The sequence below is a fragment of the Rhodoferax sp. LS1P39 genome (genome assembly GCF_056521425.1).
Genome location: NZ_JBWMAV010000001.1, coordinates 267,779 through 281,654, shown reverse-complemented (window position 1 = coordinate 281,654; position 13,876 = coordinate 267,779). Strand labels below are relative to the sequence as shown.

The 13,876-nt window shown below is 61.2% G+C and carries 13 protein-coding genes and 3 pseudogenes; 14 read left to right on the top strand and 2 right to left on the bottom strand.

The genetic code is table 11. The annotated features are described in order from the left end of the window. Positions 1-13 precede the first annotated feature (13 nt). The 8 genes and pseudogenes from AC097O_RS01210 to AC097O_RS01175 all read left to right on the top strand — a co-directional run. Complete coding sequence (locus tag AC097O_RS01210; RefSeq protein WP_479591023.1) at positions 14-2,212, top strand: EAL domain-containing response regulator; 2,199 nt, start codon at positions 14-16, stop codon at positions 2,210-2,212. A 187-nt stretch (positions 2,213-2,399) separates the two neighbouring features. Further along, positions 2,400-2,798 (top strand): transposase, encoded by a 399-nt coding sequence (locus tag AC097O_RS01205; RefSeq protein ID WP_479591021.1) that lies wholly within the window; start codon positions 2,400-2,402, stop codon positions 2,796-2,798. After that, the gene (gene tnpB / locus AC097O_RS01200; RefSeq protein WP_479591019.1) at positions 2,795-3,130 is read left to right on the top strand and encodes an IS66 family insertion sequence element accessory protein TnpB; all 336 of its coding nucleotides are present in this window, start codon (positions 2,795-2,797) and stop codon (positions 3,128-3,130) included. Before AC097O_RS01205 ends, tnpB (AC097O_RS01200) begins: the two co-directional genes overlap by 4 nt. 86 nt (positions 3,131-3,216) lie before the next feature. Further along, a pseudogene (locus AC097O_RS01195) lies at positions 3,217-4,310 on the top strand (IS66 family transposase). A 72-nt stretch (positions 4,311-4,382) separates the two neighbouring features. Beyond that, positions 4,383-4,676, top strand: coding sequence for an IS66 family insertion sequence element accessory protein TnpB (gene tnpB / locus AC097O_RS01190; RefSeq protein WP_479591017.1), 294 nt, complete (start codon positions 4,383-4,385; stop codon positions 4,674-4,676). A gap of 127 nt (positions 4,677-4,803) precedes the next feature. Then, positions 4,804-5,355 (top strand): annotated as a pseudogene (locus tag AC097O_RS01185) (transposase); the annotation flags it as partial. A 298-nt stretch (positions 5,356-5,653) separates the two neighbouring features. Continuing rightward, positions 5,654-6,304, top strand: coding sequence for a hypothetical protein (locus AC097O_RS01180; RefSeq protein ID WP_479591015.1), 651 nt, complete (start codon positions 5,654-5,656; stop codon positions 6,302-6,304). A gap of 180 nt (positions 6,305-6,484) precedes the next feature. Beyond that, a pseudogene (locus tag AC097O_RS01175) lies at positions 6,485-6,611 on the top strand (IS5/IS1182 family transposase); the annotation flags it as partial. A 199-nt stretch (positions 6,612-6,810) separates the two neighbouring features. On the opposite strand, the gene AC097O_RS01170 reads toward AC097O_RS01175, so the two are convergent. Continuing rightward, positions 6,811-7,566: an SDR family NAD(P)-dependent oxidoreductase gene (locus tag AC097O_RS01170; RefSeq protein WP_479591013.1), complete on the bottom strand. Its 756-nt coding sequence runs from the start codon at positions 7,564-7,566 to the stop codon at positions 6,811-6,813. Between the two features lie 25 nt (positions 7,567-7,591). Continuing rightward, positions 7,592-9,013, bottom strand: coding sequence for a mannitol dehydrogenase family protein (locus AC097O_RS01165; protein ID WP_479591011.1), 1,422 nt, complete (start codon positions 9,011-9,013; stop codon positions 7,592-7,594). A 131-nt stretch (positions 9,014-9,144) separates the two neighbouring features. On the opposite strand from AC097O_RS01165, the gene AC097O_RS01160 reads away from it, so the two are divergent. From AC097O_RS01160 to AC097O_RS01135, 6 genes are all read left to right on the top strand, one after another. Further along, on the top strand, positions 9,145-9,897 hold the full coding sequence (locus AC097O_RS01160) for a FadR/GntR family transcriptional regulator (protein WP_479591009.1): 753 nt from the start codon (positions 9,145-9,147) through the stop codon (positions 9,895-9,897). Between the two features lie 27 nt (positions 9,898-9,924). Next, positions 9,925-10,773 (top strand): substrate-binding periplasmic protein, encoded by an 849-nt coding sequence (locus AC097O_RS01155; RefSeq protein ID WP_479591007.1) that lies wholly within the window; start codon positions 9,925-9,927, stop codon positions 10,771-10,773. An 82-nt stretch (positions 10,774-10,855) separates the two neighbouring features. Next, a complete protein-coding gene (locus AC097O_RS01150) occupies positions 10,856-11,704 on the top strand; it encodes a transporter substrate-binding domain-containing protein (RefSeq protein ID WP_479591005.1) in 849 nt (282 codons plus the stop codon). Positions 11,705-11,730: 26 nt separating this feature from the next. Beyond that, on the top strand, positions 11,731-12,396 hold the full coding sequence (locus AC097O_RS01145) for an amino acid ABC transporter permease (RefSeq protein WP_479591003.1): 666 nt from the start codon (positions 11,731-11,733) through the stop codon (positions 12,394-12,396). Further along, on the top strand, positions 12,393-13,052 hold the full coding sequence (locus AC097O_RS01140) for an amino acid ABC transporter permease (RefSeq protein ID WP_479591001.1): 660 nt from the start codon (positions 12,393-12,395) through the stop codon (positions 13,050-13,052). Before AC097O_RS01145 ends, AC097O_RS01140 begins: the two co-directional genes overlap by 4 nt. Continuing rightward, on the top strand, positions 13,049-13,837 hold the full coding sequence (locus tag AC097O_RS01135; RefSeq protein ID WP_479590999.1) for an amino acid ABC transporter ATP-binding protein: 789 nt from the start codon (positions 13,049-13,051) through the stop codon (positions 13,835-13,837). The genes AC097O_RS01140 and AC097O_RS01135 overlap by 4 nt, the downstream gene beginning before the upstream one ends. Positions 13,838-13,876: the final 39 nt, after the last annotated feature.

Below are 13,876 nucleotides of genomic sequence, written 5' to 3'. Positions count from 1 at the left end.
ACGGAGACACCTTATGTTTGATTCCATGGCAGCACGCAAAGCGGTAGTTTTGTTGGTGGACGATGACCCGGTCAACCTGCGTGTCCTGTCGAAGCTGCTGCAGCCTGAATACGAGGTATTGGTGGCGACTGATGGGGCCGCAGCGCTGCATATTGCGGCGTCCAATCCTACGCCGGACATAGTATTGTTGGATGTGCAGATGCCGGATATCGATGGGTATGCTGTTTGTAGACGTTTGAAGAGCGACCCTGCAACCCGCCACATTCCGGTTATTTTCGTCACGGCCAAAAGCACACCCGATGCGGAAGAGTATGGCCTGTCCATTGGCGCTGTGGACTATGTTGCCAAGCCATTTTCTCCCAGTGCCGTGCGCGCCCGTGTGCGTACCCAGTTACGCTTGCGCGGCTTGATCTCAGAATTGGAGGGGGTGAACCGTTCACTCATTGATAGGCTGACGCAGTTGCAAAAGCAGCACGAGATGCTGGCCTGGTATTCCAGTGAATTGGGTGACGCGAATTCGCGGCAGCAGCTGTTCGCACAGGTTGTCGAGAATACTAGCGACGGTGTGGTGATCACCTCCAAGACCGGTGAAATCCTGGCCGTCAATGCGTCGTTCACTGTCATCTGCGGCTATAGCGAGAGTGAAGTCCTAGGCCGCAACCCACGCATGTTGAAGTCGGGTCGCCACGAGGCAGAATTTTTTGAGATCATGTGGGAGCGCATCGCCAGGCTGGGCTCATGGACGGGGGAAGTCTGGAACCGGAGAAAGAATAACGAGGTGTTTTCTGAGCTGTTGAGCATTAGCTCGGTGTACGGCGAAGACGGCGAGGTGTCGTGTTATGTGGGGGTGTTCAACGATGTGTCCCGCTTCAAAGAAGTCCAGGAGCGCATGGAGTTCCTCACATGGCATGACGCTGTCACGGGCCTACCGAACCGTTCATTGTTTTCAGACCGTCTGGTGCAGACCTTGGGGCCCACAGCGCCGCCTGCGCTCAAAGGGGGGGTCATGGTGTTTGACATCGAGAATTTCAGCGATGTCAACGCTTCGCGCGGCATGCAAGTGGGCGACGATGCACTCACACGCATTGCCCAGCGGCTGACGGACGGCCTAGAGCATGGCTTTTCTATGGCACGCCTGGGCGGCGCCCATTTTGCTGTCTTGATGCCGCCGGTCTACCCGGATGGCGCGGCAGCGGCGGAGCGTGCTGGCGAAGTTGCGACGCGCGTCCGCAGGGTCTTGCAACAGTTTTCGGAAGAGCTGGAGTCAGATTTGTTTCACCTGCGCGGCACTGTGGGAGTGGCGATCTATCCCGAAAGCGCGACAGAGGTCGCGGGTGAGATCTTGCGTCGGGCCGAGAGCGCCAGGCGTGGGGCCAAGGCAGCCGGCGGCGACACCATCACTTTCTACGAGCTTGGAATGGGTGTCGCGATAGAAGAAAGACTGAAGGTCGAGCATTCTTTGCGTGCCGCCATTGCACACAACGAGCTGCGTGTGTTCTTGCAGTCTCAAGTGGACGGCAATGGCGTGCTGCAAGGTGCAGAAGCCTTGGTGCGCTGGCAGCACCCGGTGCGAGGCCTGCTGGCGCCTGGCTGCTTCATTCCACAAGCGGAGTTTTCCTACCTCATCGTGGAGTTGGACCGCTGGATGTTGACAGCGGTGTGCAGGCTGCTTGCTTACTTGGATGCGAATGGCTGCAAGCTGCCCATCTCGGTGAATATCAGCCCACGCCATTTCAGAGAGTCCGACTTCGTGGAGTTCGTGAGCGGTTTGCAGCGCCAGTACCAGATCCTCCCAGGAAGATTGGTGCTGGAAGTCACCGAAGGCATGATGCTCAACGATGTACCGCAGGTTATAGAGCGTATGAATACCTTGACGGAGTTGGGCTTGCAGTTTTCCATCGACGACTTTGGAACGGGCTATTCCAGTCTTGCGTATCTCAAGCAGCTGCCCGTGCGGGAGTTGAAGATTGACCAAAGTTTTGTGCAAGGCCTAGGCGTCGATAAAAGCGATGCAGCGTTGATTGAGGTCATTTTGGACATCGCATTGCGCTTCAATCTGCATGTGGTTGCCGAGGGTGTTGAAACCGCGCAGCAGGCGGATTTCTTGCGTCAACGCAATGTGCCCTCCATGCAGGGCTACTTTTTCTCGCGGCCCATGGACGTTGGTGCCTGGCTGCAACGCATTGGCTTGACCAGCGGCGAATGGACTTGACGTTCGCGGCTTTCTTTGTTGCCTATGCCTTGCGTGGACGCTGCCAATTGCATTGCTCTTCAATGTAGCTGTAGCTCGTGGGAAGAAGATGCAAAGAGAATTGAAGGGTAAGCGGCCAGCGAAGTCATCTTGTTGATTGGCACCCGACCTAGCAACATTGTGTCCACATCAAACGATAGTGGACACAATGCTCAAAGACGTAGATACCCCGAGGTACGCAGTTCGACGCACCAAGCGCACCTATTCTGCCCAGACCAAGGCCGAATTGCTGGCCGCTTGCAATGCACCGGGCGCATCGATTGCGGCGGTCGCCAGCGCCAATGGCATGAACGCCAATGTGCTGCACCGTTGGCTCAAAGAGTCATCCCAATCCAGACAGTCAATGCTCAGTGACTCCACTGCCGTGGACGTTGCTGGCACGAGCGTGCCATCCTTCATTGCGCTGCCGCTTCTCACGAAGCCTGCTGAGTCACCGGTGCGTGAGATCAAGGTAGAGGTGCGCAAAGCAGGGCTGGTAATGAGCGTCACCTGGCCCGTGTCTGCAGCCAGTGAATTTGCCTGCTGGTCGACGTCCGTCCTCAAGTGATTCGCATCGACTACGCCTGGCTGGCGGTACAGCCACTGGACATGCGGGCGGGTACGGACACGGCACTTGGCAGAGTAGTCCAAGTGTTTGGTGCAGCGCATCCCCACCACGCCTATCTGTTTGCCAACCGCAGGGCCAATCGCATGAAGGTGCTCGTGCACGACGGCATCGGCATCTGGCTGGTAGCCCGTCGGCTCAACGAAGGCAAGTTTGTCTGGCCAGCAGCGGGGGGCAACAGACATCACCAGCTCAGCACGGAGCAGTTGAATGCCCTGGTGCTGGGTCTGCCCTGGCAGCGCCTGGGCATTGACGGCATCATCAGCGTAGTGTGAATGGGCCGTAAGGTGGTGCTATCAGGCGGGTCCATCGGTGTCTGCACCCATGGGGATGGCGTGCGCTGTCTGCCACACTGCATGCAATGGTTGTCACCCCCGATTCGCTGGACCAATTGAGTGCGCAGGAGTTGCGCGAATTGCTCACGGCCCTGATGAGCAAAGTGGTACAGCAAGACCAGCACATCGCCAAACTGGACCAGATGGCAAGCAGCGATGCCAAGGAACTGGTGTATCGCCAGACCAAGATTGATCAGCTCACGCACGAGATGGCTGTGCTCAAGCGCCACCGGTTTGGCCGCAGCAGTGAGCAACTCCACAGCACGCAGGTCAGCTTGCTGGATGAAGCCTTTGACGAGGACCTTGCCGCCATCGAGCAAGAACTCAAGAACCTCACGCCACCCACGACGGACACCGAGCCGCCCAGGAAGCCCAAGCGTGCGGCTCTGCCTGCCAACCTGCCTCGCGTGGATATTCACCACGAGCCCGACTCCACCACCTGCCAATATGGCTGCCAACTCAAGCGCATTGGCGAGGATGTATCCGAGAAGCTGGACTACACGCCTGGCGTGTTCACGGTAGAGCGCCATGTGCGCGGCAAATGGACCTGTGCCAACTGTGAAACACTGACCCAGGCACCGGTTACCCCGCAAGTCATTGACAAGGGCATCCCCACCGCGGGACTGCTGGCCCAGGTGTTGGTGGCCAAGTATGCGGACCATCTACCCCTATACCACCAAGAGAAGATCTTTGGCCGTGCCGGCCTGGAGATAGCGCGCTCCACACTGGGTGCGTGGGTCGGGATGCCCTGCACCAGTGGCTGCTATTGCAACGAAGCAAAGTCCCCAACGGATCGGCGACGGCAAAGGCACTGGACTACAGCCTCAAACGCTGGGTGGCGCTGACGCACTACTTGGAAGACAGCCAGGTTCCCATAGACAACAACTGGTGTGAGAACCAAATCCGCCCGGTCGCCCTGGGCAGAAACAACTGGCTTTTTGCAGGGTCGTTGCGCGCCGGTCAACGCGCCGCCGCCGTGATGAGCCTGATCCAAAGCGCCAAGATCAATGGACATGATCCGTATGCCTACATGAAGGATGTCCTCACCCGGCTGCCGACACAAAGGAACAGCCAGATCGACGATTTGCTCCCACACCGCTGGACGCCACCAATCCAATAGTTCGCCTGTCAATATGTGTTGGCTGGCTGCTTACCGCAGCCATCCTCAAATGATCACTCAAGTGATCCGCACATGATCCGCATCGACGCGGCCTGGCTGGCCACCGCCCCGCTGGACATGCGCGCAGGCACCGACACCGCCTTGGCCCGGGTGATCACCGTCTTCGGCGCTGCCCACCCCCACCATGCGTACCTGTTCGCCAACAAACGCGCCAACCGCATCAAGGTGCTGGTGCACGACGGCATCGGTATCTGGCTGGCCGCACGTAGATTGCACCAAGGCAAGTTCATATGGGCTTCAGCTTGTGAAGCCCACTGCAGCCTTGGGCCTGCCCAGCTCGATGCGCTGGTGCTGGGCTTGCCCTGACAGCGCGTGGAAGACGCGGGCATCATCACCGTGGTCTGATCGTTGTGGCCTGGTTCCTCTGAGCGCCAATTGGGAGATGCGCCAATAGCCGCTACTGCGCTTGGTTGGCACAGTAGGCGCCATATTGATGCAGCCGCAATCCCTGGACGATCTGAGCGCAGAGCAGCTGCGCGAGATGACCATGCGTCTGTTCATCGAACTGCGCCACAGCCAGGCGCTCAACGCCAAACTCACGCATGAGAACGCGCTGCTCAAGCGCATGAAGTTCGCCGCCCAGTCCGAACGCTTCAACGCCGAGCAACGCAGCCTGCTGGAAGACGAGATCGAGGCAGACCTGGCAGCAGTTGCCGTTGAGATCGAACAGCTCCAGCCACCGGCGGCTGCGCCTGACGCCAAACAACAACCCAAACGCCAGCCGTTACCGGCCAATCTGCCCCGGCGCGAGATCTGCCATGAGCCAGCGTCCACCACCTGCCAATGTGGCTGCCAGATGCAACGCATCGGAGAAGACGTGGCCGAGAAGCTGGACTATGTGCCCGGCGTGTTCACGGTGGAGCGCCACGTTCGTGGCAAGTGGGCCTGCACGAAGTGCGAAACCATCACCCAGGTGCCGGTCGACGCGCATGTGATCGACAAAGGTATCCCCACGACCGGCCTCTTGGCGCAGGTGCTGGTAGCCCCGTAGTCTTCTCAAGCCTGCGCGGTACATTACGCGGTTTCCTCCCTCGAGGTTTATCCGACACCTGCCCTCAGGCCGCCGTGTTGGCCGCCGCGTTCTCGCTCGGGCAGATGTCGGACAAACCTAAACATGAGCGGACTTCCACCTAGAAGCAAATCCCGACCTGTGAAGTTGGCCCGATCCCGAGCTGACCGTTTCTCAAATGCAAGACATCGCTCCAGTGGGATTACATCACCCGCGCGCGCCATTTCGCCTAGTGACTACACGTTGCATCACTTGTCACCAATGGACTGTTCACATGCACCTCAAACTCCGCGGAAACCGCGCAATGCTCTACCGCTCGTCTTGGATTCCTAAGGGCACAAACGGCAACACACATGGGTATTCCATCCAGCAATTTGTGGCGAGCCTACCAGTTGACTCACTTGAACTTCCACCAGACCTAGCTGATGTGCTGTCAGTAGAAGAGGTCGCATTGCTGGAGGCAAGAGTTTTCCAGCCTGCACGGCTCGCTGCCGAAAAGGCAAGGCGCTCTGCGGAGCAGCATGAAGCTGACCCTATTTGGCGCCTTGAGGAGGCAACACGGCTCACATTGGAGGCAGCTTCCCGAAGTGAACGTGGGGCTGTACCGAATGCAAAGGTTGCTGCAGTTCAGTCAGCGCTGGCCAGTGTTCGGACGATTGTCCAGGTCCAGGCCCCGCCGACTGCCCCGGCGCGTTTATCAGAGCCGGCAAAAGCGGACCCATTGAAGGATTTGTTAGATGCCATCAAAGAGGCTCGTAGCGCAGTTTTGGCGGGGCGCTATGGCAATGCTCCTGCGGAGGGAGTTCGGAGTACCTATGCGTACAAGATGTGGTCGGATATCTTCGAGGCGGTGGGTGGCAGTGGCGGGGGGAGCCTGATGAATGCACTGCAAATCAAGGGGTTTGCGAAGACGCGGGGGAAATAAGCCATTAAATTGATAGTTGTTACCGGCCTCAGACCAACGATGATGGCGGCCCGCTTGGTGTGTCTTGCGGGGACGCTTTTACTGTCGAGACCTTGTTCTTCACCATATCTGCTACGAACTGACGAAGCTGCCCGACAACAAGGTGAACTGGCGCTTGAGGACGACACTTTGACACAGTGTGTATGGGGCTTTTCCAAAGTGCGCTACCGAGGCCTGCAAAAAATAATCGACGCGGGCATTCGCAGCCCTGGTGTTGATCAGCATCTACCTGTGTCGGCGACGGTTGATGGCACAGGTGCGTCTGTAAGTACGAAACGGGCCAAATGGCCAAAAATCCAGCCTCAAGGGGCTGGGAAACAGGGCGCGTTGGCCGGACTCGATGGATTCTCGGCATTCAAATACCACGATGGCGCTTTAAACGACCTTGTGCAGCATTGCCATAGGTTGTGTAGTCCCAGTTTTTGTCCGCACCCTTTTGACGGAATCGTCGATCCAACGGACTACGGTTAATCGAACTGCAAACCGCCGTTCAGGTCCAGCACCTCGCCGGTGATGAAACCGCTGAGCGGATGCGCGAGGAACAGCACGCTATGGGCCAGCTCTTCTAGCTCGCAGAAGCGGCCGACCGGTATCTTTTGCCGCAGCTCGGCCTGCCGCTCGGCGCTGACCTGCTCCGTGAGCATTTGGGTCTTGACGAAGGTCGGGGCCAGCGCATTGCAGGTGACGCCAAACGGCGCGTATTCGCGGGCGAAGCTGAAAGTCAGCGAAATGATGCCGCCCTTGCTGGCCGCATAGGCGGGCAGCGGCGACAGGCCGCCGGTCTTGGCACCATACGACGACATATTCACGATGCGGCCAAAGCCGCGCGCCTTCATGCCCGGCGCTACGCGCTGGCTAACGAAGAACACGCCGTCCAGGTTGATGCGCAAGGTCTTGTGCCACAGCTCGGGCGTGGTCTGTTCGCAGTTGGCGTACTGCAGGAAACCGGCGTTGTTCACGCAGACATCGATGCGGCCAAAGTGCGCCTCGATCTGGTCGCAGGCGGTCTGCACCTGCGCATAGTCGCTGACATCCATGACGAAGCAGGCCAGGCGGTCGCCGTGTGCGGCCAGGGTGCTGGCCACCTGCTCGGTGTGCAGGTCGGTGGCGGCTACGCGGTAGCCGGCCTCCAATAAGGCGCGGACCGTGGCCAGGCCCATGCCGGCGTTGGCGCCGGTCACGAGGGCGACCTGGTCTTGGATGGAGGGTGTGTGGTTCAGCATAGGGGGGTCTCAGGTGGGTGGAAATTCAGGATGTGAGGCTGCTGCGCAGCTCGGCCAGTGCGGCGGCCACGCTGCCGGCCTGGATGCGCTGCAGCCAGTAGGTCACGCGGGCGGTCCATTGCGGGTTGTGGGGAAGGTCGGTACCCCAGACGGAAGGCTGGGCCAGCAGGGCCTGGACGGCGGCCGCAGCGTCGCCGCGGTGCTGCTGCTGCGCCAGCGCCTGCAGCGTGGCACCCAGCGGGTCGGAGATTACATACGGCTGGCCGGCATCGTCTTCGGCCAGCAGGTAGCGCAGCCACACTGCGCTGGCAAAGGCCAGAGGTTCTACGGGCGCACCGACGGCGAGTCGGGCCTGGATGGTCGGCAGCCAGCGCAGCGGAATCTTCAGCGAGCTGTCGGAGGCGATCTGGTGCACCTTGTGGCGCAGGTCGGGGTTGGCAAAACGCGCCAACAGGGCATCGCGGTAGGCTGGCAAGCCCGGGCGCAGCAACTGCGGCATCACCAGTTCGGTCATCAGGTGGTGGACGAACCAATGGATGTCCGGCTGGGCCACGCAGTCGGAGACGGTGGGCAGGCCCATCACCGCGCCCATCAGGGCAATGGCGGTGTGGCTACCGTTCAGCATGCGCAGCTTGGCTTCTTCGAACGGCAGGACCTCCTGCACCACCTGTACGCCAGCGGATGCCAGCCGGGCGGCGTCTTGCGGGTCGACGAAGTTGTCCTCGATGACCCATTCCCAGAAGCCCTCGGTGCCCAGCGCGCAGGTGTCTTCGAGGCCCAGTACCTGGGCGGCGTCGGTGCAGTGCTGCGCGGTGGCGGCGGGCACGATGCGGTCGACCATGCTGTTCGGGAAGGTGCAGCGGCTGGCAATCCACTGGGCCAACGCCGGGTCGGTTTTCTCCGCCGTATCCAGGCACAGCTGGCGCAGCTTGTGGCCGTTGCCGGTGAGGTTGTCGCAGGATGCGATGGTCAGCCCGTCCAGGCCCGCTGCGCGCCGCGCCGCCAGACCCTGGACCAGCAACGCGGCCAGATCGGGGCCATAGGCTTTTTCGGTCACGGTCAGGGTGATCCAGCGGGTGCTGGGCGCGGCGATGGCGGCCACCACTTGCTCGGGTTCGCGGGCGGCCACGCAGGTCTGGCTTAGCGCACCCACCACCTGCCAGCGGCGGCCCTCAGCACTGGCGATCTGCACCGAGTACAGACCGTCCTGGACGGCCAATGCATCGGCGAGCTCGGTGCTGCGCATCGCCACGCCCAGCACGCCCCAGCGTGGGTCGCCTTGGCCCAGCAAGGCATCGAACACCACCGCCTGGTGAGCGCGGTGGAACGCACCCAGGCCGAGATGCACCACGCCGATCTGCAGGGGGCTGCGCTGGTACTGCGGCAACTGCAGCAATGTTTGGTTGGGGGATAGGGTGGCCAGAGAGGCTTGGGAAAGTACGGGCATGGGCTTGTGTAGACAGGGCGGAAAAGATGCCATTTGACAACTGGACCAACCAATTAGCCCATAGTGGTAAACCACTATGGGCTAATTTGGTTTACCAATTAATATTTGGTCCAACCACTTTGAGAAACACCATGGCACTGCAACTCATCCAACCCAGCGACGATGGCTCGGCATCCCAGAAGACCGAGAAACTCGGCTCGGACCGCTCCTACCAGCGTTTGGCAGCGCAAATGCTGCTGCTGATAGCACAGGGCGAGTTCAAGCTGGGCGAGCGCCTGCCTTCGGAGCGGGCCCTGGCCGAGCGCTTTGACGTCAGCCGCACCTCGGTGCGCGAAGCCATGATTGCGCTGGAGCTGCAAGGCGTGGTCGAAGTGCGCGGCGGCTCGGGCATTTACGTGACCCAGACCAGCGGCACCAGCAGCACCAGCGCCGCGCCCGTCTACATGCCCGAAACCGGCGCCGGCCCCTTTGAGCTGCTGCGGGCGCGCTGCCTGATCGAGTCGGAAATCGCCTCGGTGGCCGCTGAAACCCGCAAGGACAGCGACCTGGACCGGATCTTCACGGCCCTGACCGATATGCACGACAACATGGACGACAAAGAGGCCAACGAAGCGGCGGACCAGTTGTTCCACCTGCGTATCGCCGAGTCCACCGGCAACAGCGTACTGCTGCAGATGGTGACCGCCATGTGGGCTCAAGCCCGTAGCCCGGTCTGGACCAAGATCGAACACCACTTTCACACCCCCGATCTGCGCCTGGCCTCGCATGCGGATCACCAGCGCATCTTCAAGGCACTGCTGGCGCGTGACCCGATTGCCGCCCGGGCGGCCATGCGCGCCCACTTGGAGCGCGTGATTGGCGAATTTGCCCAGGCGTGGCGCTAATTCCCGCACCTAACAACAGGAGACAACATGAGATTTAAGCCTTTGCATTCCCCGTTTCCCCGCCACAGGCTCGCCGGCTTGCTGCTGGCTGCTGGTAGCACCGCGTTGCTGGCCCAGGCACCACCGGCCCCGGGCGCCAGCCCGCGCATCGACGCTATCCAGAAGGCCGGTGAGCTGCGTGTTGGCGTGCTGCAAAACTCGCCCTGGCTGGTAGAAAACACCACCGGCAATGGAGCGGCCTGGAGTGGCCCGGCCTGGCTGCTGGCCACCGAATACGCACGGCTGCTGAAGGTCAAGCTGCAGCCCGTGGCCGTGTCGCATGAAACCAAGGTGCCGGTGCTGGCGGCCAACCAGGTGGATATGACCATCAGCCCGCTGGGCGAGACGCCAGAGCGCCTGAAGGTGGTGGACTTCGTTGTCTATTCGAGCACCAGCGTCTGCATGTTCGGCCGCGCCGGCAACGAAAAACTGGCCAAGGTGAATTCGGTGGACGACCTGAACAGCCCCGACATCACCATCGCTTATTTCACCGGCGGTGCAGAAGAGAACTGGGTCAAGGAGCGCTTCCCCAAGGCCAAGCTGCGCGCCGTAGCCAGCTCGGGTGCCACCGCGCCAGTGGAGGAGATCATGGCCAAGCGGGCCGACGCGGCACCGATCAACCGTGTGCCCTGGGTCAATCTGAACCAGAAGGTCAAGGGCCTGGTGGTCTACCCCAAGGACAACAACTGCCAGAGCAGCCAGGAAAAGGCTTCGCCCGTGGGCCTGGCGGTAGACAAGAACCAGCAGGTCTATCTGGACTGGCTACGCCAGGTGGAGAAGACGCTGCAGGCTACGCTGACGGCGGACGAAAAGCGCGTCATCGAAAACATCAAGTGAGCTGGTTGCGGCCACGCACCCAGTAAGCCGCGGCGCGGGACCGCGATGGCTTCCCGCATCCATACATCCATCGGAGACAAACATGCAGAACTACGCTGTCCGCCTTGGCGCGGCCAAAATCATCGCCGCAGCCGCGGTACTGGCTGCCGCTTCAAGCGCCGCCCTGGCACAGACTCCACCCGCACCCGGTGCTAGTCCGCGCATCGACGCGATCCGCAAGGCCGGCGTGCTGCGCGTCGGCGTGGTGAACAACCCGCCCTGGCTGGCCCAAAACACCACCGGCGAGGGCGAGCCCTGGTCTGGTCCGTCGTGGCTGCTGGGCAAGGAGTTCGCCAAGCTGCTGGGCGTGAAGATCGAGCCCGTGCCGGTGAGCCATGAAACCAAGGTGCCAGCGCTGATCGCGAACCAGATGGACATCATGATCGGCCCGCTGAACCAGAACGCCGAGCGCTCCAAGATCATCGACTTCGTGACCTTCTCCAGCACCGGCGTCTGCATGTTCGGCCGCGCCGACAACCCCAAGTTCACCAACGTGAAGACGCTGGAAGAGTTCAACAAGCCCGAGATCACCATGGCCTATTTCTCCGGAGCTGGCGAAGAGCCCATGGTGCGCGCCCAGTTTCCGAATGCCAAGCTGCGCGGCGTGGCGAATTCCGGTTCGGTGGCACCGATTGAGGAAGTGCTGGCTGGTCGCTCCGACGTGGCGCCGCTGAACCGCATGCTGTGGCCCAACATCAGTAAGAAGGTCAAGGGCCTGGCGGTGTTCCCCAAGGAGAACAACTGCCAGGACAGCAAGATTTTTGACATCAAGACCGGCATGGGGGTGAACAAGAACGAGCAGGTCTATCTGGACTGGCTGCGTGAGGTGGAGAAGCGCATGGAACCGGCTTTGGCGGCCGAAGAAGTCCGCATGACCCAGCAGCTGAAGTAAGCGTCGGCGCAACCTAAGGACTCCCCATGGATGTCGACTTTTCCCCGCTGATCGACAACTGGCGCTTCTTCGCCAGTGGCTTCGGCGTGACGGTGGTACTCAGCGTCATCAGCGCCATCACCAGCTTGCTGGCGGGCCTGGTGATCGCCTTGCTGCGCCTGTACGGACCGCGCTGGCTCAGCCGCCTGTTGGTGTTCTATGTGGACACCATGCGCGCCATCCCCATCTTGGTGGTGCTGGTGTGGATCTACTTCGCGTTTCCCATCCTGGCCGGCGTGACCTTTCCGCCGTTCTGGGCGGCGTTGGTGGGGCTGACACTGCACATCGCCGCCTATGCGTCGGAAATCATCCGCGCTGGTATCGAGTCCATCCGTCCCGGCCAGACCCGGGCCGGCCTGGCGCTAGGTATGTCGCGGGCGCAGATCTTGCGCAAGATCATCCTGCCGCAGGCCACGATCCGCATGCTGCCGGCCTTTGGCTCGGTGTTGACCATGGCCATCAAGGACACGGCCATCGCCACCGTCATCGCCGTACCCGAGCTGATGCACCGTGCCGAGACCGTGGCCGGGCAAAGCTACCGACCGGTGGAGGTTTTCACTGCAGTGATGGTGATGTATTTCCTGCTGCTGTTCCCGGTGACCCGCGTGGTTGACCGCGCTTACCACAAACTCGCACACCTGGGGCGCTCATGAACTTCGATTGGAACGTCATATGGACACACCGCAGCGCGCTGTTGGAAGGCGCTGCGATGACGGTCGGCCTGACGGTCGTGACCATGCTGCTGGCCGTGCCAGGCGGTATTCTGCTGGCGCTGATGCGCCTGTCAAACAACAAGCTGCTGAACAACGTTTCGCTGGCCTTCGTCGAATTCTTCCGCAACCTGCCGCTGATCCTGGTGATCTACTGGGCCTTCTACGTGATGCCCATCGCCTTTGATGTGCAGTTCTCGGCCCTGACGACGGCGCTGGTAGCCCTGGTGTTGAACATCTCGGCCTACAACGCCGAGACCTTCCGTGCCGGTATCAACTCGATCCGCAAGGGGCAGATGGAAGCCGCGCTGGCCATGGGCATGTCACGCCGGCAGGCGATGTTCAAGGTGGTGATCCCGCAGGCCGGACGGCGCATTCTGCCGGTGCTGGCCAGCACCTGGATCTCGCTGTTCAAGGACACCTCGCTGGTCTCGGTGATTGCCGTCAGTGAGCTGGCCTACACCTCCATGCAAATCCGCGCGCAGACCTTCCGCGTGCTGGAGATGCTCACAGCCATGGCCGCGCTGTATTGGCTGATGGGTTACCCCCAGGCCAAGCTGGTCGATTGGATTCACAAGAAATACGGAGTCAAGGAATGAACACAAATACTGTGCCCAGTGCACTGGCCCGCAAGGGTTCCGACCAGCCACCCGTGCTGGTGTATGACAACGTGCGCAAGATGTACGGCGACTTCGTGGCGCTGAACGGCGTTTCGCTGCAGGTCAACAAGGGCGAGGTGATGTGCCTGATCGGCCCCTCCGGCTCGGGCAAGTCCACCCTGCTGCGTTGTACCAATGCGCTGGAGACACTGAACGGTGGCCGTGTGCTGCTGGACGGTGTGCCGCTGCCCACCAAGGAGTCCGAGGTGCGCAAGGTGCGCCAGCGTATGGGCATGGTGTTCCAGAGCTTCGAGCTGTTCCCGCACAAGACCGCACTGGACAACGTGGCCATGGGCCCGATCACCGTGCTCGGCATGTCCGAGGCCGAGGCCCGGGCCCGTGCCATGAAGCTGCTGGAGAAGGTGGGCCTTGCATCCAAGGCGCAGAACTACCCGGCCAATCTGTCGGGTGGCCAGCAGCAGCGCGTGGCGATTGCCCGGGCCCTGGCCATGGAGCCGGAGGTCATGCTGTTCGACGAACCCACCTCGGCACTGGACCCGGAGACTGTCGGCGAAGTGCTGAACGTGATGAAGAAGCTGGCGCAAGAGGGTATGACCATGATCGTCGTCACCCACGAGATGAGCTTCGCCCAGCGCGTGGCCAACTGGGTGGTGGTGTTCGAGAACGGCGCCATCATGGAAGAGGGCCCGCCCGCGCAGATCTTCGACAACCCGACCGTTGCGCGCACCCGCGACTTTCTCGGCCACTTAGGTTGGAACGGCTAAGGCCCGTTTCCGGCTCGTACCCACTCTTTCACCACCCAC

Bases quoted from the DNA above. Each gene is read 5' to 3' on its own strand.
- tnpB (WP_479591017.1), top strand. From the start codon at position 4,383: ATGATCCGCATCGACGCGGCCTGGCTGGCCACCGCCCCGCTGGACATG.
- AC097O_RS01170 (WP_479591013.1), bottom strand. From the start codon at position 7,566: ATGCTGAACCACACACCCTCCATCCAAGACCAGGTCGCCCTCGTGACC.
- AC097O_RS01160 (WP_479591009.1), top strand. From the start codon at position 9,145: ATGGCACTGCAACTCATCCAACCCAGCGACGATGGCTCGGCATCCCAG.
- AC097O_RS01205 (WP_479591021.1), top strand. From the start codon at position 2,400: ATGCTCAAAGACGTAGATACCCCGAGGTACGCAGTTCGACGCACCAAG.
- AC097O_RS01150 (WP_479591005.1), top strand. From the start codon at position 10,856: ATGCAGAACTACGCTGTCCGCCTTGGCGCGGCCAAAATCATCGCCGCA.
- AC097O_RS01180 (WP_479591015.1), top strand. From the start codon at position 5,654: ATGCACCTCAAACTCCGCGGAAACCGCGCAATGCTCTACCGCTCGTCT.
- AC097O_RS01210 (WP_479591023.1), top strand. From the start codon at position 14: ATGTTTGATTCCATGGCAGCACGCAAAGCGGTAGTTTTGTTGGTGGAC.
- AC097O_RS01140 (WP_479591001.1), top strand. From the start codon at position 12,393: ATGAACTTCGATTGGAACGTCATATGGACACACCGCAGCGCGCTGTTG.
- AC097O_RS01165 (WP_479591011.1), bottom strand. From the start codon at position 9,013: ATGCCCGTACTTTCCCAAGCCTCTCTGGCCACCCTATCCCCCAACCAA.
- AC097O_RS01155 (WP_479591007.1), top strand. From the start codon at position 9,925: ATGAGATTTAAGCCTTTGCATTCCCCGTTTCCCCGCCACAGGCTCGCC.
- AC097O_RS01135 (WP_479590999.1), top strand. From the start codon at position 13,049: ATGAACACAAATACTGTGCCCAGTGCACTGGCCCGCAAGGGTTCCGAC.
- AC097O_RS01145 (WP_479591003.1), top strand. From the start codon at position 11,731: ATGGATGTCGACTTTTCCCCGCTGATCGACAACTGGCGCTTCTTCGCC.